Source organism: Pseudomonas retamae (assembly GCF_043496865.1).
GTDB lineage: Bacteria > Pseudomonadota > Gammaproteobacteria > Pseudomonadales > Pseudomonadaceae > Aquipseudomonas > Aquipseudomonas retamae.
The window spans coordinates 125,808-145,856 of record NZ_JBIEIL010000005.1; the positions used below are offsets into that span (position 1 = coordinate 125,808).

23 protein-coding genes and 1 tRNA gene are annotated in these 20,049 nt (G+C 58.8%); 9 read left to right on the forward strand and 15 right to left on the reverse strand.

The features are described 5' to 3' along the window. Positions 1 to 6 precede the first annotated feature (6 nt). The 3 genes from ACGSLL_RS12270 (at position 7) to ACGSLL_RS12280 (ending at position 2,131) form a co-directional block, all read left to right on the forward strand. On the forward strand, positions 7 to 699 hold the full coding sequence (locus tag ACGSLL_RS12270) for a pseudouridine synthase (RefSeq protein ID WP_394506130.1): 693 nt from the start codon (positions 7 to 9) through the stop codon (positions 697 to 699). 315 nt (positions 700 to 1,014) lie between these two features. Further along, positions 1,015 to 1,899, forward strand: a complete 885-nt coding sequence (locus ACGSLL_RS12275; RefSeq protein WP_394506132.1) for an alpha/beta fold hydrolase — start codon at positions 1,015 to 1,017, stop codon at positions 1,897 to 1,899. 158 nt (positions 1,900 to 2,057) lie between these two features. After that, positions 2,058 to 2,131, forward strand: a tRNA-Gly gene (locus ACGSLL_RS12280). Between the two features lie 143 nt (positions 2,132 to 2,274). On the opposite strand, the gene ACGSLL_RS12285 is transcribed toward ACGSLL_RS12280, so the two are convergent. Beyond that, positions 2,275 to 3,558 carry a type II toxin-antitoxin system HipA family toxin gene (locus tag ACGSLL_RS12285; RefSeq protein ID WP_394506134.1) on the reverse strand — a complete coding sequence of 428 codons (1,284 nt, stop codon included), beginning with the start codon at positions 3,556 to 3,558 and terminating at the stop codon, positions 2,275 to 2,277. After that, on the reverse strand, positions 3,558 to 3,854 hold the full coding sequence (locus ACGSLL_RS12290; protein WP_394506136.1) for a helix-turn-helix domain-containing protein: 297 nt from the start codon (positions 3,852 to 3,854) through the stop codon (positions 3,558 to 3,560). Before ACGSLL_RS12290 ends, ACGSLL_RS12285 begins: the two co-directional genes overlap by 1 nt. A 216-nt stretch (positions 3,855 to 4,070) precedes the next feature. Here ACGSLL_RS12290 and ACGSLL_RS12295 point away from each other — a divergent pair, with 216 nt between their 5' ends. Next, entirely contained in the window at positions 4,071 to 4,373 is a 303-nt protein-coding gene (locus ACGSLL_RS12295; protein WP_394506138.1) for a type II toxin-antitoxin system HigB family toxin, read from the forward strand. After that, a complete protein-coding gene (locus ACGSLL_RS12300) occupies positions 4,373 to 4,729 on the forward strand; it encodes a helix-turn-helix domain-containing protein (protein ID WP_394506140.1) in 357 nt (118 codons plus the stop codon). The genes ACGSLL_RS12295 and ACGSLL_RS12300 overlap by 1 nt, the downstream gene beginning before the upstream one ends. A 183-nt stretch (positions 4,730 to 4,912) precedes the next feature. Here ACGSLL_RS12300 and tam read toward each other — a convergent pair whose 3' ends face one another. Next, a complete protein-coding gene (tam, locus tag ACGSLL_RS12305; protein WP_394506142.1) occupies positions 4,913 to 5,683 on the reverse strand; it encodes a trans-aconitate 2-methyltransferase in 771 nt (256 codons plus the stop codon). A 163-nt stretch (positions 5,684 to 5,846) separates the two neighbouring features. On the opposite strand from tam, the gene ACGSLL_RS12310 reads away from it, so the two are divergent. Next, positions 5,847 to 6,257 carry a low affinity iron permease family protein gene (locus ACGSLL_RS12310; RefSeq protein WP_208938389.1) on the forward strand — a complete coding sequence of 137 codons (411 nt, stop codon included), beginning with the start codon at positions 5,847 to 5,849 and terminating at the stop codon, positions 6,255 to 6,257. A gap of 206 nt (positions 6,258 to 6,463) precedes the next feature. Here the strand turns inward: ACGSLL_RS12310 and ACGSLL_RS12315 are convergent, their stop codons facing one another. From ACGSLL_RS12315 to ACGSLL_RS12335, 5 genes are all read right to left on the reverse strand, one after another. Continuing rightward, complete coding sequence (locus ACGSLL_RS12315; RefSeq protein WP_394506145.1) at positions 6,464 to 6,967, reverse strand: DUF4142 domain-containing protein; 504 nt, start codon at positions 6,965 to 6,967, stop codon at positions 6,464 to 6,466. Between the two features lie 150 nt (positions 6,968 to 7,117). Further along, the gene (locus ACGSLL_RS12320) at positions 7,118 to 7,756 is read right to left on the reverse strand and encodes a LysE family translocator (RefSeq protein ID WP_394506147.1); all 639 of its coding nucleotides are present in this window, start codon (positions 7,754 to 7,756) and stop codon (positions 7,118 to 7,120) included. Positions 7,757 to 7,840: 84 nt separating this feature from the next. Continuing rightward, complete coding sequence (locus ACGSLL_RS12325; protein WP_394506149.1) at positions 7,841 to 8,554, reverse strand: PA3715 family protein; 714 nt, start codon at positions 8,552 to 8,554, stop codon at positions 7,841 to 7,843. A gap of 38 nt (positions 8,555 to 8,592) precedes the next feature. Further along, a complete protein-coding gene (locus ACGSLL_RS12330; protein ID WP_394506151.1) occupies positions 8,593 to 9,324 on the reverse strand; it encodes a PA3715 family protein in 732 nt (243 codons plus the stop codon). Between the two features lie 198 nt (positions 9,325 to 9,522). Next, the gene (locus ACGSLL_RS12335; protein ID WP_394506153.1) at positions 9,523 to 10,791 is read right to left on the reverse strand and encodes an NHL repeat-containing protein; all 1,269 of its coding nucleotides are present in this window, start codon (positions 10,789 to 10,791) and stop codon (positions 9,523 to 9,525) included. Positions 10,792 to 11,010: 219 nt separating this feature from the next. On the opposite strand from ACGSLL_RS12335, the gene ACGSLL_RS12340 reads away from it, so the two are divergent. After that, positions 11,011 to 11,676: a hypothetical protein gene (locus ACGSLL_RS12340; protein WP_394506155.1), complete on the forward strand. Its 666-nt coding sequence runs from the start codon at positions 11,011 to 11,013 to the stop codon at positions 11,674 to 11,676. Here the strand turns inward: ACGSLL_RS12340 and yiaY are convergent. Next, positions 11,637 to 12,785 carry an L-threonine dehydrogenase gene (gene yiaY, locus ACGSLL_RS12345; protein ID WP_394506157.1) on the reverse strand — a complete coding sequence of 383 codons (1,149 nt, stop codon included), beginning with the start codon at positions 12,783 to 12,785 and terminating at the stop codon, positions 11,637 to 11,639. The two genes, ACGSLL_RS12340 and yiaY, sit on opposite strands and share 40 nt — an antisense overlap. 154 nt (positions 12,786 to 12,939) lie before the next feature. Between yiaY and ACGSLL_RS12350 the strand changes: the two genes are divergently transcribed. Further along, positions 12,940 to 13,959 carry a DUF4917 family protein gene (locus tag ACGSLL_RS12350; protein ID WP_394506159.1) on the forward strand — a complete coding sequence of 340 codons (1,020 nt, stop codon included), beginning with the start codon at positions 12,940 to 12,942 and terminating at the stop codon, positions 13,957 to 13,959. A gap of 165 nt (positions 13,960 to 14,124) precedes the next feature. Here the strand turns inward: ACGSLL_RS12350 and ACGSLL_RS12355 are convergent, their stop codons facing one another. Both ACGSLL_RS12355 and ACGSLL_RS12360 read right to left on the reverse strand, forming a co-directional pair. Beyond that, entirely contained in the window at positions 14,125 to 14,469 is a 345-nt protein-coding gene (locus ACGSLL_RS12355) for a YegP family protein (protein ID WP_394506161.1), read from the reverse strand. Between the two features lie 161 nt (positions 14,470 to 14,630). Continuing rightward, entirely contained in the window at positions 14,631 to 15,212 is a 582-nt protein-coding gene (locus ACGSLL_RS12360; RefSeq protein ID WP_394506163.1) for a DJ-1/PfpI family protein, read from the reverse strand. Between the two features lie 233 nt (positions 15,213 to 15,445). Here ACGSLL_RS12360 and ACGSLL_RS12365 point away from each other — a divergent pair, with 233 nt between their 5' ends. Continuing rightward, a complete protein-coding gene (locus tag ACGSLL_RS12365) occupies positions 15,446 to 16,351 on the forward strand; it encodes a DMT family transporter (protein WP_394506165.1) in 906 nt (301 codons plus the stop codon). A gap of 65 nt (positions 16,352 to 16,416) precedes the next feature. On the opposite strand, the gene ACGSLL_RS12370 is transcribed toward ACGSLL_RS12365, so the two are convergent. From ACGSLL_RS12370 to ACGSLL_RS12385, 4 genes are all read right to left on the reverse strand, one after another. Further along, a complete protein-coding gene (locus ACGSLL_RS12370) occupies positions 16,417 to 17,643 on the reverse strand; it encodes a class I SAM-dependent methyltransferase (RefSeq protein ID WP_394506167.1) in 1,227 nt (408 codons plus the stop codon). A 305-nt stretch (positions 17,644 to 17,948) separates the two neighbouring features. After that, a complete protein-coding gene (locus ACGSLL_RS12375) occupies positions 17,949 to 18,566 on the reverse strand; it encodes a TPM domain-containing protein (RefSeq protein WP_394506169.1) in 618 nt (205 codons plus the stop codon). Between the two features lie 32 nt (positions 18,567 to 18,598). Next, on the reverse strand, positions 18,599 to 19,354 hold the full coding sequence (locus ACGSLL_RS12380) for a TPM domain-containing protein (RefSeq protein WP_208938402.1): 756 nt from the start codon (positions 19,352 to 19,354) through the stop codon (positions 18,599 to 18,601). Between the two features lie 25 nt (positions 19,355 to 19,379). Continuing rightward, entirely contained in the window at positions 19,380 to 19,988 is a 609-nt protein-coding gene (locus ACGSLL_RS12385) for a LemA family protein (RefSeq protein WP_208938403.1), read from the reverse strand. Between the last annotated feature and the right edge of the window lie 61 nt (positions 19,989 to 20,049).

Here is a 20,049-nt window from a genome sequence, read left to right on the forward strand (position 1 = left end):
CTGACCATGCGCGTCGATCGCTTCCTCAGTAACCTGCCCCGCTATAACCGTCAGCAGGTTCGCCTACTGCTGGTGGAAAAGCGCGTGCGCGTTGACGGAAAAGTCGTCAACGACCCGCACAGCGAGGTGCTGGAATTCAGCCGCGTCGAAGTCGACGACGAAGTCCTGCAAAGCGGTAAACCGGCGCGCTACTTCATGCTGCACAAGCCACCGGGCTGCGTCAGCGCCACCCGCGATCCGCAACACTCGACCGTGCTCGACCTGCTCGATGAACCGGACAAGGCCGACCTGCACATCGCCGGGCGCCTGGACTTCAACACCACCGGGCTGATGCTGATCACCAACGACGGCGCCTGGTCGCGGCGCCTGACTCAACCGCAGACCAAGCTGCCAAAAGTCTATTACGTCGAAACCGAGCAAGAGATTGATGCGCGCTACGCGCTGACCTTTGCCGAGGGGATCTATTTCGCCTTTGAAAATCTGACTACGCAACCGGCGCACCTGCAGTTGCTCGGCCCGCGTTCGGCGCGGCTGAGCATCGTCGAGGGACGCTATCATCAGGTGAAGCGCATGTTTGGTTTTTTTGACAACAAGGTGCTGCGTCTGCACCGCGAATCGATGGGCGAACTGGTCCTCGATAGCGCGCTAAAACCGGGCGAATACCGCGCTTTGCGCACCGAAGAGATTCATTTATTTTAACTCAGCGACCGCTCAGCCGAAGTTGTCGAACAATTTACCAACGGCACTTGCGCGATCCAGACTCCCCTGCTTGAATCAGGTCGTCGGCCGAAATGTGACCGATGAGTCACCACATACTTCCAAGAAACTTTTTGTCGGTCGCACGCCCTCGGGGCTGCACTGCAACCGGCAGACTGCCCGCCAATAACAACACCCGTCGACCTGCCTTACCGGATCGACATGGGCCAACACATTCCAGGCGTATGCCTACCTGTCACAAAGCTCGTGCAATCTTCGTTGCGCGCATACCCGCTTGCTTGCCAGGAGTCTTACGACATGAGGCCAGAAATCGCTGTGCTGGATATACAGGGTCAGTATCGGGTTTACACGGAGTTCTATCGCGCAGACGCCGCAGAAAAGACCATTATTCTGGTCAACGGCTCGATGGCCACGACTGCGTCGTTTGCCCAGACGGTGAAAAACCTGCACCCGCAATTCAACGTGGTCTGCTACGACCAGCCCTACGCCGGTCGCTCGAAAGCCCACAACCGTCACGAGAAACATCTGACCAAGGAAGTCGAAGGGCAGATCCTGCTGGAGCTCATCGACCACTTCGCCGCCGAACACGTGCTGTCGTTTTCCTGGGGAGGTGCCGCCACTTTGGTCGCTCTTGCCCAGCAGCCACGACGCATCGAAAGAGCCGTGATCAGCTCATTCTCGCCGGTGATTAACGCACACATGCTCGATTACCTTGAGCGCGGCGTCGACTACCTAGGCAATCTGGACCGCGACCGCGTCGGCCATCTGGTCAACAACACCATCGGCAAACACCTGCCATCACTGTTCAAGCGCTTCAACTACCGCCACGTCAGCAGCCTGGCCGAACACGAATACGGGCAGATGCACTTCCACATCAACGATGTACTGCACAGCGACCGCCAGTGCTACTTGAACGCGGCGAAGAAGATCAACGTACCGGTACTGTTTCTGAACGGCGAGTGGGACGAATACACCGCCGCCGAGGATGCGCGCCTGTTCGGCAACCATGTGGTGCAGAGCACGTTCACCACCCTGCAAGCCACCGGGCATTTTCTCGACATGGAACACAAAGCCGCGTGCCGCGACAGCCAGAACGCCTTGCTCGGTTTTCTGAAACCGGCGCAGCAGGCCAATCGAACGCGTTACTCGTTTGTGCAGGGCCAACATGCATTGGCTATTTGAAAGGACGTCAGCGCGGGCAAGGATGCAGGCTTGAGGTGTTCGTTTCGCACCGTTGCAGCCCTTGCCCGCGACTGACCGGTTTCTGCGTAAAAAGTCGTCGGAAAGAAAAGAAAACTTCAAATCCGTGGCCGAGTCTGGTACAAAGTCAGCCGCTCTGAGCGGGTATAGTTTAGTGGTAGAACGAAAGCTTCCCAAGCTTTAGATGAGGGTTCGATTCCCTCTACCCGCTCCAACCGAATCTTGTCTCACGTCATGCTTTTTGACGGGGGACGCAGGAACGAAAAAACCGGCCTACAGGGCCGGTTTTTTTGTGTGTAGGATTTGAAGTTTCACCGCCAACAACCTGCGAGTTCAATGCTGCCTCACGTCTGCGGGTTACTTCTCGAAATCCTGATGCAGCTTCATCAGTACATTAAAGATCGGCTCCCCTGCTTTGTGCGGGACATTCAATCGAGTGAATACCTTCTCCCACTCGGCGAGCGCAACGAGAGTCTGCTCGATGTACTCCTCGGCCTTAAGGTATTTGTAATCCTTGCAAATCTCCATGATTCGCTTGCGTGTAGGTTTCCCAGGTGTACGGCCTCCGAAGTCAGTGGTGTGCTCGCCCATGGCATTTGCGAATGTCAGGTCGTATGCCGGAGACAGCCTCCAGGTTTCCTTCTCACCTTTTTTTTGGGAATCGTGGCAAAGAAAGGCAAAGTTTTTCGCATGGTCGTCATGGTTGTGTGACAGCGCATTGAAGATCATCAACCTGGCCATTTTTTCCACATCAGCTGAGCTTTTGGTCAGCACCTGCGTGAGTTTCAGCAGGTTCGGATAATCGATGGATGACAATGCGCGGTAGTCCGCGTACATGAGTGCCGAGACGGTCACCATGTGAATCTTGCGCTCGCCGTCGCGGTCGAAGCGCTTGGTTGCGAAGAAACGCTCAACCTCGCCGCCAGGCATCTGCAGATCCATAAGATCCGATTCAGCCATGGTCACTCCGGCGGCGCGAGCCATCTCGGCGTAGGCAAGTTCGATGCCGCCAGTTTCAATCGGTTCGTACAATGCCCTGAACTTGACGATCCAGTGTGCATAGCCTTCGGGCAGGGCATCGAAGGCTGAGGTTGCATGGGCCTTGTCGGCAGACAGTGCCACAATTGCCTTTGGTCGTGCGCCACCCGGTGAGCCACCGGCAAGTCGTAACTTGGTGAGCACTGCTGGGGTCTCGCCCTTTTGAACCTCAATGGAAGCTTCGTAGAGCTGGCAAATATCCAGAGGGCCCGTGAGCTCTGTTTTTTCCGCCTTCGGCTGATATTCAAACGCGCCCATGCTGCGGTCCCCCATATAAGCAAGGCGATCAAGCGCTGTGACTGTAAGGTGGGTGCCGTCACCGAAAGTGCTGTTGAAATAGCGATCCATCAGCAACATCCCCCAGCCGTCAGGCAGTGAATCGGCAAACGGCCCGTGTAGCCCATCGAAGAGGTTGGTGTTCCTGGCTAGCTGTGGCTTCTCGTCCCAAGCCATTGTCAGCGGTGAAACATTGTAGCCCGTGGCCAGCCAACCCTGATCGTAAGCGAAGTAAATTCCTCGGCCCGCGACTTTGATCAGCTCGCCAACTTTGGCTCCCTCTTTCAAAACAATCAGCGCTTCTGTGTGTTTGAAAGGTTTGATCATCAACGCATCCCCCGCTTGCGCCTGGCATTTTTCAGCTCATCTATCGAGTTAGGTTGCTCTGGCTTGAACAGTCGGGTTACGGCGTAGAGTTCATCCAGCGCAGTGGCTATCAAGATCAAAGCCTCCAAAGTCACGAGCCCGGTCGCTTCGAATCGCTTGATCGTGGATTCGGAAACCCCCGCCTTTACAGCCAGCGTCTTGCGGGACAGGTTTTTGGAGAGGCGCAGGGTTCTGGCGTTCTCTCCGACATTTTTAGCGATCTCGGCAGGCGAGTGAAGCAGATGCATGAAAGACATGGCGGCTTCCGTCAACTTCTAATGGGTCTTTTCCAGACCATTGTAGGCTTGTATTGGCTTTTAAAGGTCTTTTAAGAACCATTAAAAATTTTCATAAGCTTGGTGGGCCAGTACATATCTTGCAATTCAATGTTGAAGGCCCGCTCTCAAAGCACATCCAAGATTGCCTCTCTACTCAGCAGCGACTAGGATCTCCCTCATTGGGAGGAGGCATGGATGCGGATAATTGCAAGAGCGACGCTAAGACACTTTTGGGAAAGCAAACCGGCTCATGCTGATGCTCAGACACCTCTTGTTGAATGGTACCGCCACATGGAAAAGGCGATTTATCGAACGCCGCAACAGGTCAAAGCCGACCTGCGAACGGCCAGTATCCTCAAGGGAGCCAGGGTGGTATTCAATATCGGCGGAAATAAATATCGAGTGATTCTGGCTATCGACTACCAGCGGCAGCTGGGGTTTATCCGCTTCGTTGGGACACACGCTCAATACGACCAGATCAATGCGGAGACCGTTTAATGAACATCAAACCCATTCGTAACCCGGAAGACCTGACCGCAGCGTTGCTGCGCATGGAACAGCTGTGGGGTGCTGAGATCGACTCGCCGGAGGGTGATGAGTTGGAAATTCTCGCGCTGCTGATCGAAAAATATGAGGAGCAGCAATTTCCGATGCCGCCTTCTGATCCCATTGAAGCAATTAAATTTCGCATGGATCAGCAAGGTTTGACGCCGCGAGATCTTGAGCCTTTTATCGGTACTAGCGGCCGTGTTTCGGAAGTGTTGAACCGCAAGCGCAAGCTGAGCCTGGCGATGATCAAGCGTCTGCACGATGGATTACGCATTCCTTATGAGTGCCTGCTCGCGAGTGCCTGAAGCTGAAAGGTGTCGCACAAAAAACCGGTCGCAACGACCGGTTTTTTTTACCAGAAAATCAGCGCCCGCTAACTCACCGGCACAACGTTACCTTGCCCCTGATACGCCACCAGTTCCCCCAGCATGACGAACTGAACCAATGCGTCGAACGCGGCACATAAAGCGAGCCGGCTGAAGAATGGTTCAACGCGTTGCAACAATAAACAAGCGTGGAAACGGCAACAGCACCGAGCCGTCGGCCAATGCTGGATAAGCCTCAGCAACCGCCGCTAGATAGTGCTGCAGATACTGCGCCCGTTCCTCTTCGGTCAACGGGCTCAAAAACGGAATCAACCCGCTCCCCTTGAACCACTCAACGACCCCCGCCGCCCCACCAGACAACTGATGGTGATAAGTCGTACGCCACACATCCACTCGCGCACAGTGCGGTCGCAGCATTGAAAAGTATTCGCTGGCACTGGCCATGTCGGTACGTTGCCCTGCCGCGCCAGCGAGTTTGCTCGCCCATGGGCCACTGGCGGCGACTTCGCGCATCAATCGGTGTGAGGGTTCGTTGAGATTGTCGGGCATCTGGATGGCCAGGCTGCCACCCGCTGAAAGCTTGCTTGCCAGTGCTGGCAGCAACGTCGCGTGATTCGGCACCCACTGCAGCACGGCGTTGGCGAAGATCACATCGAACGGACCTGCATCCGCCCATTTATCAATCTCGGCAACATCGAACTGCACCTGCGGCAAGCGCTGACGTGCTGCATCGATCATGTCTGCCGAGCTATCGAGACCACGGACCTTTGCTGCAGGAAACCGCTGCACCAGCAACTCCGTGGAGTTACCGGGACCGCAACCGATATCGACCACGGCACGCGCATCAGCCGTGGGAATCGCCGCCAGCAGATCGCGGGCCGGGCGGGTGCGTTCATCTTCGAAAGTGACGTATTGCTTGGCAGACCAGCTCATTGCGTTCTCCTGTCGGGGCAGTCTAGCGGCGGTCACCATACCGCGATCCGGCGCACCTGCCTTTCCTACCAACGTCCAGTATTCGCAGCTCAATTGTAATTAGAATTTTCCAAGCGCAGCGACTGTCTGAATTTCAAGCTCGCTGAAAAAAAGGAACGCAGTCATGAAATTCGCAAAAATCGCCCAAAAACTGGCCCTGTGGGCCGGTAGCCCGAAGACCTTTATGGGCGCGTTGATCCTGATTGGGTTATGGGGTTTGAGCGGACCGATTTTTGGTTACAACGACACCTGGCAACTGATCATCAACACCTCGACCACGATCATCACGTTCCTGATGGTGTTCCTGATTCAGAACACGCAAAACCGTGATACCGACATCCTGCACCTCAAGCTCGATGAGCTGCTGCGGGTCAACAAGGAAGCGCAGAACGCGATGCTCGGGCTGGAGGCGCTGGACCTCAAGCAGCTTGAGGAATTGCGCAAGCATTACCGCTCGCTGGGTGAAAACCAGGTATTTGATCTTGAGGGGCTCGGTGACAAGAGCAAGCCAAAGCAGGATTTGAATGAGTGCTGAGCAATCTGCATATAACCCCTCCCCTGTGGGAGCGAGCCTGCTCGCGAAGACGGAGTTTCAGGCAATACATGATTGGCTGACACACCGCATTCGCGAGCAGGCTCGCTCCCACTGGGGACGCGTCGCAGCCATAAAAAAACCTTCGACAGTGCCTGCATCAAGCAGGCCCTGCGAAGATTTCGGTGATGCCTGGATCAGCTTGAGATTTAACGACTGGCCTGCAGCGCGCGGGCCTTCTCCAGATGGCTTTGCAGCTTAGGCAACGTCTCATCGGCAAACGCTTTGATTTCCGGCACGTCGGTGGTCTGTGCCTGTTGCTCGATCTGGGTAATGGCTTCTTCGGTGGCCTTGACCTGACTGGCCGCGTACGCCTGATCGAAGGTCGCGCCATCCTTGACTTCCGGCATCAGCTCTTTCGCCTTATCGGCGAGCTCTTCGCGGGGTGCGACAGGCAGGTCGAGTTTCTTGGCGATTTTTGCCAGGTGCTGATTGGCCGTGGTGCGGTCGTTGATGACGACGATGGTGTAATCCTTGACCTCTTTGGATTCGGTCTTGCCGTGGGCCAAACGGCTGGCTTCGATGTCGGCCATGCCTTTGGCGGAGGCATCGTTGATGAATTCGGCAGGCGACTGGGCGAACGCACTGCTGGCGCACAAGCCGAGCAGGGTTGCGAAACTGACGGTACGTAAACGGGTGGCCATCCGGCTCATGGTCGCGCCCTCCTTCGTTGAAAATTCAAGCGGGCCGTGATTTGCCCGCTGCTTAAATGCACGCTGCGGACAGCCGTCCGCCTCAGTTAGGAATGTTTTAACGGTCAAAGGTTTAGAAAAACTGGCCCAGGCGCGACGAACGGTGCGCCGTCAAACCTTGTTCGGCATCAACCCCGGCAGCGCATGCATCAAAGCGTTTATGGCGAAACCGATAAACATCACGCCGCACAAACGGGTGATCAGCAATTCGTGACGCTGATATACGGTGCGCACTCGCTGCGCGCCAACCACACCGATGAGAATCGCGTATGCCAGCGCTCCACCGATGAAACTCAGAGCGATCAGCGCCGGCAGCATCGACCAGTTAAGCAACTCTGCGCGGCTCGACAGCAGCGCAGTGAACGTCGCCACGGCCACCGGGTAGGCCTTGGGATTGGTCAGGCCGAACACAATGCCGTGCCAGAACGGCTGGCGCGCCGCGCCTTGCGCTTCGTCACCATTGCGCCGCTGCGCCCGCACTGCGCGCCAGCCGAGCCAGAACAGGTACAGCGCACTAAGCACGCCAAGTACATCGAACGCCGTGCTGCCGATTTCACGGGCGCCGACAATCGCGATCAACGCCGTGCTGCACCAGACCACATCACCGAGCAAATGCCCACAAAGAAACCCCGCCCCGGCCCGCCGCCCATGCGCTGCACCGATGCCGAACACCGCGAGCACGCCGGGTCCTGGAGTAATGCCGTAGATGAAACCCGAGGCCAGCACGGCCATAAGCAACGATGGAGTCATGGGGAACCTGCAAGCGCCAGAACACGTGGCGGCCAGTCTATATCAGCCGCGAGGCGAGGTCGCCGACCGGTGGGAGATCATCAATCAATAACCTCTGAAATCCTCGGGAACGACATATTGCTCGCCGTCGTAAGTCAGGGTGATGCGGGTCTGTTTCAGTTGCGTCGTGCTGGAAACACATGCCTGGCCCGACCGGGTATTTTTCGTCTTGCTGCCACGGGTGGTGACAATCAGGTCGGCCAGGCCATGGTGGCTGGAGGGGCCGATTTCCACGCTGCGGCGAATCTTATTCTCGTAGCCTTCGCAGTCCACAAACTCACCGTTGCTCTTGGCAATCACCAACCCCTCCAGCACCGGGCGCAGCGCATTGCCTTCGCGCACATACAGGGCCAGATCGGTTTTTTCGTAAGGATTGGCCTGGGAGCTGTGCGAAAACCTCGAACGCAGGCCAAAAGCCCGAGTCTCCGGCGCCAGTCGATAGCGGGCCGTGTCGATACGCAGGTCATCAAAGCGCACGGCATCGGAGTTGTACGCTCCCGGTTTGCGGTAGGTGGCGATGGGTTTGGCGCTGCTCGCATCGACGATCGCCAGGTCCAGATCGAACACGCCAGCCTCGTCGTCACCGGGGTCGGCCAGATACGTCGAGGTCACGGCGATGGCCTGGTTCTGCACCGCAGGCCAGACCTTGCAGCGTGACAGGGACTTGCCGTCGAAGGCCTTGCTGTCGCAAGCGGCCTGGGCCTGGAACGTGCAAGCGAGGATACCCATGGCGATAAGCAGTCTGGTGAGTGGGAGCATGGTTCTTCCTTGATAAAAGTCGTATGAATACAGGCCGGTTAAAGGCCTTTGAAACCTTGTGGCAGAACGTAAGACTTGCCGTCATAACGCAAGATTGTCGAAACGGGTTTGGACTCGGTGATCTTATCCTTGCAAGCATCGCCCCTGCCCACACTGGAAGTACCTGTTTCCCTCGTTTTCACGACAAGGTCCGCGTAACCATGGGAGCTGGTTTTGGCGATCTCCACGGTTCGGGTGATTTCACTGCGCTCGCCCTCGCAATTTCCGTCCCACTCGCCGCCATACTGATAGACCAGTAACTGCTGCAGCACAGGGCGCAGCGTTTGACCTTCTCTGACGTAGAGGGTGAGCTGAGTCTCATCCAGTGGATTGAGCCGAGAGCTATTGGTAAACCGGGTGCGAACGCCAAAGGCGCGGATATCGGGAGTGACCGAATAGCGGGCGGTGTCCAGCGTCAGCTCATGCAACGCGACGCCGTTTGATTCGAAGGCGCTGTCCTGGTGAAAGGTCGCGATCGGCACCGCTTGCCCGTCCTGAACAACAGACAGGTCGAAATCATAAAAGCCGCTCGTTTCTACATCAGAGCCGGCGGCACGCGCGAACGTGGCTTTGGCACTGATGGACTGCCCCGGATAAGCTGGCCAGTCCTTGCACACAGCGAAATCAAGATCACCCGAAACGGCTGACGGCGTGCATTCGGCAAAAGCCTGCCCTGCCATCAACGCTACACACAATGCCGCACATCCGATCCTTGCAGACTTCAATGTCACACCGCTCTCCTTGATAACGTTTCAGCCGCGCACTATCCCTTTCCCCTTCAGCCGTTTCAACCCGTTCGATGCGTGATCAACCATCCAGTGTGAGCAATTCATCCCCGGAATCAGTCGTTCCTGCAACATGACTGGGATTCGTGCGGGTCGGCAGGATAGCCCGAATCCAGTCACGTCCATCGTGTGATTGCCCTGCCGTCAGCCAACTGCAGCGGTCAACAATCGCACCACACAAGCCGCACCTTCCTTGTGCCCCAGCACCAGCACACAAGAGTTCTGCAGGCAGGCCGCCTGCGCAGTCCATTCGACCCGGGCAGTGCCTTCGACATCGAACGCTGGGTCCACGGCGCCATCGACCAGGAAGCCTCCTGTCAGCAAGCGTTGTTCGCCGTGCGAGGTCTGTCCGACCGTGACGATTCGCTTGCCGTCGTTATCGTCCAGCGCAAAACCCGCTCTCCAGCTACGCAGGTCCAGTGCGTCGGTTGCCGCGGTGATGACCGGTACACCGGCGTTGAAGTCGCGGTCGAATGTGCCATTGTTCAAGATTCCACTGATGAACGCGTGCTGAACCCCACCGGCGTTAACCGCCGAACCGATCAAGAGCAAGCGCTCCGCCGATTGCACAATGATATGGTTCACTGTGCTTTTGAGAGGTGCATCATCCTTCTCGATCAGCAAACGCAACACACCTCCCTCGCCAAATTCCGCGACCGCTCCGCTCTGGTCGAACCCCATGACCAAACCCTGGCCGATCTCTTCGAGTCCGCCGTTCACAAAAATCAGCCCATCGTTCAACTGCGTGACTCCACGCAGGGTAATGGCAAGCTCGGGGACTTGCAGGTGTTTCCAGCCTTTACCGTCGAACGTGTCGTCATCCTTGCCATCGAGATGGAACCGCGCCAGCAGTCCGTTGCCGTTTCGCGAAATCATGAACAGCAACCTGTCAGGCTCCGCAAGCTGAGGATCCGATTTTGCCAAAATCAGGCTGCCACCCGTGGCACCGAACAGTGAGGCAATGCGCATGGGCACTTCGCGATAACCTGACTCCGTACCACCAAAATGGACATCGGGCGAGCCGTCAGAATTGAACCGAGCGATGACCTGTTGGTACTCGGTGGCTATGCCGCTTTTCACGCCACACATCCAGATGCGCTCATGCTTGTCAACGAACACCTGCCCGCCCTGCGAGGCCGCATCATGATTGAATTGGCCGGTAAGGTAGCCCGCCGTACCAAAGTTCAAATCTGGATGACCTTCGGCGTCCAGACGCGCAAGGCCGTAACTGGATTTTCCCTGCGCATCGATGACAGTCGCGCTGACGATAATTTGCCCCGACGGCGTCGTCGCCATACCCTCGGCTATCGTTCTGACGGCGCCTGAAAAACGCAGCGTGCACAAACCTGATGTGCCGAAGGAGATATCCACCTCCCCTGCTGACTGTGCGATTGGGACTTTGTTGTTTGACATGTGGTGCGCTCCTCGAAAGATCGATTGCGTTCCCGCTGTGCAGGACATTCGATCCGAAGCACTCACGTCCGACAACTGATAGAAGTGACAGTTTTTAAGAACCTAAAGCGATAGCGAATCTATCGACTTGATCTAAATGACTGGTACTTCTTACAGGTTCCAAATCCGCGCAAACCTGTAACGCTGACACTTCTCTGGTCCCAAGTGAGCAATCCGGTCATGAGTAACAGACATGAATCAGGCAGCCAACCGGTTGTTTTGACGATCGTATTCCCTTTCGAAGGCAGCAAAACCGCACGCCGCCCGCATCTTTTCGGCACGGGCCAGGCAGGCGGTCTGATCGAGATATGGGACGCCAGGGAAAACTTTCACTATGCGTCGGGTCCGATCGATTCCGACGGGCGCTGGACAGTTGATGTGTTTGAAGACCTCTCCCCCGGGCCTCATCAAATCCGCGCACGGGTGATCGCCGGAAACACGTCGGACTGGTCTGCCGACCGCGCATTCGAAGTCACCGCCACGGACGATGCGCCTGTGATCGTTTCTCCTGAAGAACACGAGAGCGTCAGCAATGTCGTGACGTTTACAGGAACAGTGCCGCGCGAAGGCGGTTACGTCGATATTGTCGATTTGAACAACGGCCGTCACCTGGCCGAAGTGATAGTTGAGGCCGACTGCACCTGGTTTACACAACTGACCGATATCGACGCTGCGCAACAGCACCGGATCTGCGCCAGTCATCGCTTGAGTGGCATCGCGTCGAACTGGTCCCGCGTGCGCACATTTACCGTGCTTGTGGAAGCACGCGAAGGACTGTTCGACCGCGCTCGCCTTCGCGCCTTTTATCAAAACGCGTTGCGAAAGATCTCCTCGATCTGGCGCTGATCCGCCGCCCGTGGATTGGTCAATCCACAAGCGTCTTTCAAGGCGTTGGCCGCCAGCAGCGGAATATCGCTGAGTCTGGCGCCCAGTTCACGCAGGCCGCCGGGAATCTCGACGTCTCTGGCCAGGCTGCGGATCGCGTTGATCGCGGCCTGCGCGCCCTCCTCCGCGCTGAAGCCGCGAATGTCCGCGCCCATCGCGTGTGCGACATCTCGCAATCGCTCAGCACACACTTGCGCATTGAACGCCTGCACATGCGGCAGCAGCACGGCATTGCAGACGCCGTGCGGCAAGTCATAGAAGCCACCCAATTGGTGCGCCATCGCATGGACGAAACCCAGCGAGGCGTTGTTGAAGGCCATGCCGGCGAGGAACTGCGCGTAGGCCATGTTTTCCCTTGCAGCGAGGTCGCTGCCGTCACGCACGGCCAGGCGCAGGTTGTTGCTGATCAGGCTCATGGCCTTGAGAGCGCAGGCATCGGTGATCGGGTTGGCGGCGGTCGAAACGTAGGCTTCGATGGCGTGGGTCAGCGCGTCCATGCCGGTGGCCGCAGTCAGGCCTTTGGGCATGGCGACCATCAGTTGCGGGTCGTTGACTGATAGCAGCGGCGTGACGTTGCGATCGACGATGGCCATTTTCACGTGGCGCGATTCGTCGGTGATGATGCAGAACCGGGTCATCTCGCTGGCAGTGCCGGCGGTGGTGTTGATCGCGACCAAAGGCAGTTGCGGCTTTTGCGATTGATCGACGCCTTCGTAGTCGCGAATGTGCCCGCCATTGGTTGCGCAGAGGGCGATGCCTTTGGCGCAGTCGTGGGGCGAACCGCCGCCCAGCGAGACGATGAAATCGCAGCCGCTGTCCTGCAAAAGCACCAGCCCGGCCTCGACATTGGCGATGCTCGGGTTGGGTTTGGCGCCGTCGAAAATCACTGAGTCGATGTCCTGCATCGCCAGTTTCTCGGCCACCAGAGTGGCGACGCCAGCCCTGGCCAGACCGCTGTCGGTGACGATCAACGCCTTGCCGAAGCCATAGTTGCGGATCGCGTCCATGGCTTCGTCGAGGCAGCCGCTGCCCATGATGTTGACCGCCGGAATGAAGAAGGTGCTGCTCATCGTGTGTCTCCTGACTAGGGCCGGCTCGAGCGCTGCGCTCCGGCGGATGCACACAGGATCGACCGATCGGTCACGACGGATGTTGATCTGGCTCAATGCCCGCTCGTGATAAAGTCGCCGCCCATCCGCCCCTTTGTTTTGAGACGCCTGCGCAATGACTGATTTTCTGAATGTCGACGCCACCCTCGAAGACTGGAACGCTCTGCGCGCCGCGACCGATTTCAACGGTTTGCTGGTGGGCAACGGCGCCAGCCGCGCGGTATGGGACGACTTCGGCTACGACTCGCTGTTCGAAAACGCCCGCACCGTGGAAGAAAAACCCCTGAGCGCCTCGGAACTGGCGGTGTTCGACGCGCTGCAGACGCGCAGTTTCGAGCAAGTGCTCGGTTCGCTGAAAACCACTAGCCGGGTCAACAAGGCACTGGCCGTCAGCTCGGCGGCGCCGCGCAATCGCTACTACGCGATCAAGGAAGCGTTGATCAACACCGTGCACGCCATGCACATCCCGTGGCGGCTGGTGCAGCCGTCGACGCTGACGACGCTCAATGAAGAACTGGCGCGCTATCGCACGGTGTTCACCACCAATTACGATTTGCTCAACTACTGGGCGCTGCAACACGACAGCGCAGTGATCGATGATCTGTTCAATGGCCCGAACGCCAGTTTCGACCTGAGCGACAGCGCCACTGACAAACCGCGTCTGCTTTACCTGCACGGTGGCCTGCACCTGGTGCGCAACCAGGACGGCACGGCGCGCAAACTGACCTCGACCGAGGGCACGCTGCTGGGCAGTTTCGCCATCAACAACACCCTGAAAACCCTTGATGACGTGCCGCTGTTCGTCAGCGAAGGCCCGAGCGCGGACAAGCTCAAGACCATCCGCAGCTCGGATTATCTGTCGTTCTGTTATCAGCAGTTATTGGGCCACGCCGGCAGTTTGTGCATCTTCGGCCATGCCTTGGGTGAGCAGGATGCGCACATCGTCCGCGCGCTGCGCCTGGCCAAACCGGCGAGCGTGGCGATTTCGATTTACCCGCGCAGTGCAGCGTTCGTCCAGCATCAGAAGCGCCATTACATCAAGCTGTTCGACGGCACCGGGGTCGAGTTGCGGTTCTTCGATGCCAAGAGCCACGCGCTGGGCGATCCGAAGTTGTCGGTGCCGGTCGAGGTTTAGCGGCGAGGCTACCGACGCCATCACGAGCAGGCTCACTCCTACAGGGGATCGTATTTCAACTGTAGAAGTGAGCCTGCTCGCGATAGCGGTCTATTGTTCGGCATCTCTATCGAAGCCGATGGCCTCATCGCCAGCAGGCTCGCTCCCGCAGGGACCGTGTCGTATTCAGAGGACGGGCACGGTCTTGTCCTTGATCACCTTGGTCGCGCCGTTGCTTTTGACGCTGGCGATTCCTTTATCGCAGGCGGCGTCGGATGAGTACGCCTCGCTGCTGCCGATGACCTGATGGTTGGCCGCTTTCAGATTGAAATAAGGGTGGCCGTCCTTGGTCGACTTCTTCTCGTAGCGCTCGTCCACCGCGCTGTTGCTCTGCACGGCGGCGATGCCGCCGTCGGCGCCGGCGCGCGTGGTGTACAGCTCGCTGGTCAGAATCGTTTCGGCATTCGCCGCTTTGAGCACGAACCTGAATTGGCCGTTGCTGCTCTTGCTGACTTCGTACCATCCGGACATGCGTGTTGCTCCTTGGCGATTTAGGCAGAGTGCGCTTCACAGTAAAGACCAGCGCGGACTATCTGTCGCCTGTTGCGGCCCCATCGCCAGCAGCCTGGCTCCCACATTGAAACGCATCCCCTGTGGAAGCGCGCCTGCTCACGAAAGCACCTGTCCGCTCACTACAAAATGATTTGCGTGCCGAGCAACCCGAGGAACCCGGCCAGCCAGTTCGGGTGGGCCGGCCATGCCGGTGCCGTGGCCAGATTGCCCTGGACGTGGCCGTCGGTGACTGCGATGTCGATGTAGGTACCGCCGGCCAGCCGCACTTCCGGCGCGCAGGCCGGGTAGGCGCTGCATTCGCGTCCTTCGAGCACACCCGCCGCCGCCAGCAGTTGCGCACCGTGGCAGACCGCGGCGATCGGTTTGCCGGCGTTGTCGAAGGCGCGCACCAGTTCGAGGACTTTCTCGTTCAGCCGCAGATACTCCGGCGCGCGCCCGCCGGGGATCAGCAGCGCGTCGTAATCGGCTTCGCTGACCTTGGCGAAGTCGAAATTCAGGGCAAACAGATGGCCGGGTTTTTCGCTGTAGGTCTGATCGCCTTCGAAGTCATGAATCGCGGTGCGCACGGTTTGCCCGGCGGTTTTGTCCGGGCATACGGCATGCACGCTGTGGCCGACCATTTGCAGGGCCTGGAACGGCACCATCACTTCGTAGTCTTCGACGTAATCGCCGACAAGCATCAGGATTTTTTTGGCGGGCATGGGGAGGTCTCCTGTGAGAAAGATCCGGGAGTATTCAAGGTAGACCGAGTCATCGTTCATCGCGAGCAGGCTCACTCCTACATTTGGAATGCGTTCCCCCTGTGGGAGCGAGCCTGCTCGCGAAGAGGCCAGCAAACTGTACGCCTGAATTTGTGTCTGGCTGTAACAGCCTGAACCGTGCGGTTTATGGCTAGATGGTGGACTCCCAGCCACCGTCAATTCCGGTCCTCCTCATGTCCTCGCGCGAAAACACCGGCATGGCCCTCGGCCTGCTCGGTGTGGTGATTTTCAGCCTGACCCTGCCCTTCACCCGCATCGTGGTGCAGGAACTGCATCCGCTGCTCAACGGTCTGGGGCGGGCGCTGTTCGCGGCAATCCCGGCGGCGCTGCTGCTGTTGTGGCGTCGTGAGAAGTGGCCGAGCTGGCAACAAGTCAAAGGCCTGAGCCTGGTGATCGCCGGGGTGATTCTGGGTTTTCCGGTGTTGTCGGCGTGGGCCATGCAAACCTTGCCGGCGTCCCACGGTGCGCTGGTCAATGGTTTGCAACCGCTGTGCGTCGCGTTGTACGCGGCGTGGCTATCCCATGAACGCCCATCGAAAGCCTTCTGGGCCTGCGCCGCGTTGGGCAGTGCGCTGGTGCTCGGTTATGCCTTGTACACCGGGGCGGGCAGCATTCAGGCCGGTGATTTGTTGATGCTCGGCGCGATTGCTGTCGGCGGGCTGGGTTACGCCGAGGGCGGCCGCTTGGCCAGAGAGATGGGCGGCTGGCAGGTGATCTGCTGGGCGCTGGTGCTGTCGACGCCGCTGCTGATCGGGCCGGTTGTGTACCTGGCGTTGCAACATCAGGGCGCAGTGTCGGCCAAGGCCTGGTGGGCGTTTGGGTATGTTGCGCTGTTCTCGCAGTTTCTCGGTTTTTTTGCCTGGTACGCCGGGCTGGCCATGGGTGGCATCGCCCGGGTCAGTCAGATTCAGTTGTTGCAGATCTTCTTCACTATCGCTTTTTCTGCGCTGTTCTTCGGCGAACACGTCGAGCCGGTCACCTGGGTGTTTGCTTGCGGCGTGATCGCCACGGTGATGCTCGGGCGCAAGACGGCAGTGAAAACCAATGTGGGAGCGAGCCTGCTCGCGAAGGCGGACTGACAGTCAACTATGATGTTGGCTGTTATGGCCCCTTCGCGAGCAGGCTCGCTCCCACAGGTTTCGCGTCAGGCCAGATAGCCGTCGGCGCGCAGCAGGGTTTCCAGGCAGTGCTCGCTGATGTGGTAGAAAGCTTTCAGTTCTTCAATTTTCGCCAACAGCTGCGCCGGGTTCACCGGCTCGGCGCGTTTCACCGCCAGGATCATCTTGTTCTTGTTGGTGTGTTCCAGCGAGATGAACTCGAACACTTTGGTCTCGTAACCGCAGGCTTCGAGGAACAACGCACGCAGGCTGTCGGTGACCATTTCCGCTTGCTGGCCCAGGTGCAAACCGTATTGCAGCATCGGTTTAAGCAGCGCCGGACTCTGGATCTGCAGGCGGATCTGCTTGTGGCAGCACGGCGAGCACATGATGATCGACGCACCCGAGCGGATGCCGGTATGGATCGCATAATCGGTGGCGATGTCGCAGGCATGCAGGGCGATCATCACATCCAGCTCGCTCGGTGCGACGCTGCGCACGTCACCGCACTTGAACACCAGCCCCGGATGCTCAAGTTTGGCCGCTGCGGTGTTGCACAGGTTGACCATCTCCTCGCGCAGTTCAACGCCGGTGACTTCGCCCTCGGCCTTGAGGGTGTTGCGCAGATAATCGTGGATCGCGAACGTCAGATAGCCCTTGCCCGAACCGAAATCCGCCACCCGCACCGGCTTGTCCAGCGCCAGCGGTGACGAGGTCAGCGCGTGGCTGAACACTTCGATGAACTTGTTGATCTGCTTCCACTTGCGCGACATCGCCGGGATCAGCTCGTGCTGGGCATTGGTCACGCCGAGGTCTTTGAGGAACGGCCGGCTGAGTTCGAGAAAGCGGTTTTTCTCGCGGTTGTGCTCGGCGGACGGCGCCTCGCGCAATTGCTGAGATTTGCTCTTGAACAGCGAAGACTTGCCCTTTTTGCTGTATTCCAGCTGTGCTTCGTCGCTCAGCGCCAGCAAATGCGCATTCTTGAACGCGGCCGGCAACAGCCCGGCAATCGCCGCTACGCCTTCAGTCAGGGGCAGGTTCTTGGTGATATCTCGGGTCTTGTAGCGGTAGACGAACGACAGGTTCGGCTGCGCCTTGACCGTCACCGGTTTGATGATCACCCGCTGCAGATCCGCCTCGTCACCGACGTACTTGGCCAGCACCAGTTTGATGAAACCGTTCTGTTCGAGGCTGGCTTGCAGCAGCTCGATGAACTGGGCGTGATGGTCGGGCGCAGACTTTGTGGACGGCGCAGATGGGGCGGTGACGGACATGAAAAAGCGGCCTCGGACGGGCGAAATCGGGAATGGCGGGTATTTTAGGGGGGATGGGGGTTGGGGACACGTGCTTATTTGCTGAACGGTTGGTTTCAACAGCTAAAAGCTACCCTCACCCCAGCCCTCTCCCGGAGGGAGAGGGGGCCGACCGAGGTGTCTTGCGCTCGACATTGACCTGAACGACCGAGTCGACTCTGGATTTCCCGACTTGAGTTCGACTCGGTATTCAGGTCGGCGATACTCGATAGAACAACGCGGTCGGCTCCCTCTCCCTCCGGGAGAGGGCTGGGGTGAGGGGCTTTTCAGCCCAACACCACCAACCGATTCGGCAACTCGTTCCTCACCTGCGTCACCGGCACATGCACTTTCAGCAACTGCCCACACGCCTCGATACAGGTGACAAACCCCTCCAGCGTGCGCCCCTGCCGCACCTGCTCGGTAAACGCCGCAACAATCGCATCCCAGTTCTTGTTGTCCAGACGCCGGGAGATCCCCTCATCCACCAGAATCTCCACATACCGCTCAGCCTCGCAGACAAAAATCAGCATGCCGGTGCTGCCCACGGTGTGGTGCAGGTTCTGTTCAAGAAACTGCCGCCGCGCCAGATTCGAAGCGCGCCAGTGGCGCACGCGGCGCGGGACCAGATGGGTGGTGATTTTAGGCAGACGGAACAGCAGGCACAGCACAATGAACAACCCCCATTGCACCATCAGCAGGCTGCGCAGGGTCAGCCAGCCGGTCAGGTAATGCACGACACCCGGCAGCACCAGCGCCAGCAGGCTGGCCCAGAGCAGCGGGATGTACGCATAGTCGTCGGCGCGGGCGGCCAGCACCGTGACCAGTTCGGCGTCGGTGTCGCGTTCGACCCGGGCGATCGCCTCGGCGACTTTGCGTTGTTCGTGTTCAGTCAGTAATGCCATTCGAAAAATGCCTGCTCGTTATTGTTCTGTGCTCACCAGCCGCCGGACGAACCACCGCCGCCGAAACTGCCCCCGCCACCGCTGAAGCCGCCTCCGCCGCCACCGCCCCCGCCGAATCCACCGCCACCCAAGCCGCCCCCGCCTCCGGAGCCGCCACGGCCGGCCGGCAGGATACCGAGCATCTGGCAGACAAACACCGTCAGGATGAACAACATCACCAAAAACATGAACAGCGCCGGATGTCGCGAGATGAAATCGTCGGCCGGGTCGCCGCTGGATTCGTACACCGTAGATGGCTCGTCCAAAGGGTTGCCGCCCAGCACCACCAGCATCGCCGCCACCCCGTCGCTGATGCCTTTGCTGAAGTTGCCAGCCTTGAACGCAGGCGTGATGACCTGATGAATGATCACCGAGGCCTGCGCATCGGTCAGCCGGTCCTCCAGACCATAACCGACTTCGATGCGCAGCTTGCGCTCGTCACGAGCGACGATCAGCAGTGCGCCGTTGTTCTTGTCCTTCTGGCCGATGCCCCAGTGCCGGCCCAACTGAACGCCGAAATCTTCGATGGTGGTGCCCTGCAGATCGGGCAGCGTGACCACCACCAACTGCTCGCCGGTCGCCTGTTCGTGGGCCTGCAATTGCTGGCTCAGTTGCGCGCGCAGCGACGGCTCAAGCATCTGCGCCTGGTCGACCACGCGCCCGCTCAGCGCCGGGAACGTCAATTCGGCCTGGGCGCTGACGGCAAACAGCCAGAGCATCAGCACCAGGCCCGTTTTCAACACGCGCATGGTCAACCTCATCGCCAGCATCGGATCAGAACTTCACTTCCGGGGCTTTTTCCGCACCGGGCGTGGTGGCTTCGAAGGTTTCGCGCATTGGCAGGTCGCTGTACATCACGCTGTGCCACAGACGCCCGGGGAAGGTGCGGATCTCGGTGTTGTATTTCTGCACCGCCAGAATGAAATCGCGGCGCGCCACGGCGATGCGGTTTTCCGTGCCCTCGAGCTGCGATTGCAGGGCGAGGAAATTCTGGTTGGCCTTCAGGTCCGGATAGCGTTCGGAGACCACCATCAAGCGGCTCAATGCGCCGGTCAACTGATCCTGCGCCTGCTGGAACTGCTTGAGTTTCGCTGGGTCGTCAAGGGTGCTGGCATCGACCTGGATCGACGTGGCCTTGGCCCGCGCTTCGATCACGGCGGTCAGGGTTTCCTGTTCATGGGCGGCGTAGCCTTTGACGGTTTCCACCAGATTGGGAATCAGGTCGGCGCGGCGCTGGTACTGGTTCTGCACCTGGCCCCAAGCGGCTTTGGCCTGTTCGTCGAGGGTCGGGATATTATTGATGCCGCACGCGGTCAAGAACGTAGCCAGCACCAGCAGCGTGGCTACTTGCAAACGTGAGCGGTAGGTCGGGTTGATCGTCATTGCGGTGATGCTCCTTGGATTAAAAACCGCGCGCTGAACATTCCGGCACGGCGGTTGGGGC

Coding starts and splice junctions, on each gene's coding strand:
- ACGSLL_RS12270 (WP_394506130.1), top strand. CDS start 7: ATGCGCGTCGATCGCTTCCTCAGTAACCTGCCCCGCTATAACCGTCAG.
- ACGSLL_RS12275 (WP_394506132.1), top strand. CDS start 1,015: ATGAGGCCAGAAATCGCTGTGCTGGATATACAGGGTCAGTATCGGGTT.
- ACGSLL_RS12285 (WP_394506134.1), bottom strand. CDS start 3,558: ATGATCAAACCTTTCAAACACACAGAAGCGCTGATTGTTTTGAAAGAG.
- ACGSLL_RS12290 (WP_394506136.1), bottom strand. CDS start 3,854: ATGTCTTTCATGCATCTGCTTCACTCGCCTGCCGAGATCGCTAAAAAT.
- ACGSLL_RS12295 (WP_394506138.1), top strand. CDS start 4,071: ATGCGGATAATTGCAAGAGCGACGCTAAGACACTTTTGGGAAAGCAAA.
- ACGSLL_RS12300 (WP_394506140.1), top strand. CDS start 4,373: ATGAACATCAAACCCATTCGTAACCCGGAAGACCTGACCGCAGCGTTG.
- tam (WP_394506142.1), bottom strand. CDS start 5,683: ATGAGCTGGTCTGCCAAGCAATACGTCACTTTCGAAGATGAACGCACC.
- ACGSLL_RS12310 (WP_208938389.1), top strand. CDS start 5,847: ATGAAATTCGCAAAAATCGCCCAAAAACTGGCCCTGTGGGCCGGTAGC.
- ACGSLL_RS12315 (WP_394506145.1), bottom strand. CDS start 6,967: ATGAGCCGGATGGCCACCCGTTTACGTACCGTCAGTTTCGCAACCCTG.
- ACGSLL_RS12320 (WP_394506147.1), bottom strand. CDS start 7,756: ATGACTCCATCGTTGCTTATGGCCGTGCTGGCCTCGGGTTTCATCTAC.
- ACGSLL_RS12325 (WP_394506149.1), bottom strand. CDS start 8,554: ATGCTCCCACTCACCAGACTGCTTATCGCCATGGGTATCCTCGCTTGC.
- ACGSLL_RS12335 (WP_394506153.1), bottom strand. CDS start 10,791: ATGTCAAACAACAAAGTCCCAATCGCACAGTCAGCAGGGGAGGTGGAT.
- ACGSLL_RS12340 (WP_394506155.1), top strand. CDS start 11,011: ATGAGTAACAGACATGAATCAGGCAGCCAACCGGTTGTTTTGACGATC.
- yiaY (WP_394506157.1), bottom strand. CDS start 12,785: ATGAGCAGCACCTTCTTCATTCCGGCGGTCAACATCATGGGCAGCGGC.
- ACGSLL_RS12350 (WP_394506159.1), top strand. CDS start 12,940: ATGACTGATTTTCTGAATGTCGACGCCACCCTCGAAGACTGGAACGCT.
- ACGSLL_RS12355 (WP_394506161.1), bottom strand. CDS start 14,469: ATGTCCGGATGGTACGAAGTCAGCAAGAGCAGCAACGGCCAATTCAGG.
- ACGSLL_RS12360 (WP_394506163.1), bottom strand. CDS start 15,212: ATGCCCGCCAAAAAAATCCTGATGCTTGTCGGCGATTACGTCGAAGAC.
- ACGSLL_RS12365 (WP_394506165.1), top strand. CDS start 15,446: ATGTCCTCGCGCGAAAACACCGGCATGGCCCTCGGCCTGCTCGGTGTG.
- ACGSLL_RS12370 (WP_394506167.1), bottom strand. CDS start 17,643: ATGTCCGTCACCGCCCCATCTGCGCCGTCCACAAAGTCTGCGCCCGAC.
- ACGSLL_RS12375 (WP_394506169.1), bottom strand. CDS start 18,566: ATGGCATTACTGACTGAACACGAACAACGCAAAGTCGCCGAGGCGATC.
- ACGSLL_RS12380 (WP_208938402.1), bottom strand. CDS start 19,354: ATGCGCGTGTTGAAAACGGGCCTGGTGCTGATGCTCTGGCTGTTTGCC.
- ACGSLL_RS12385 (WP_208938403.1), bottom strand. CDS start 19,988: ATGACGATCAACCCGACCTACCGCTCACGTTTGCAAGTAGCCACGCTG.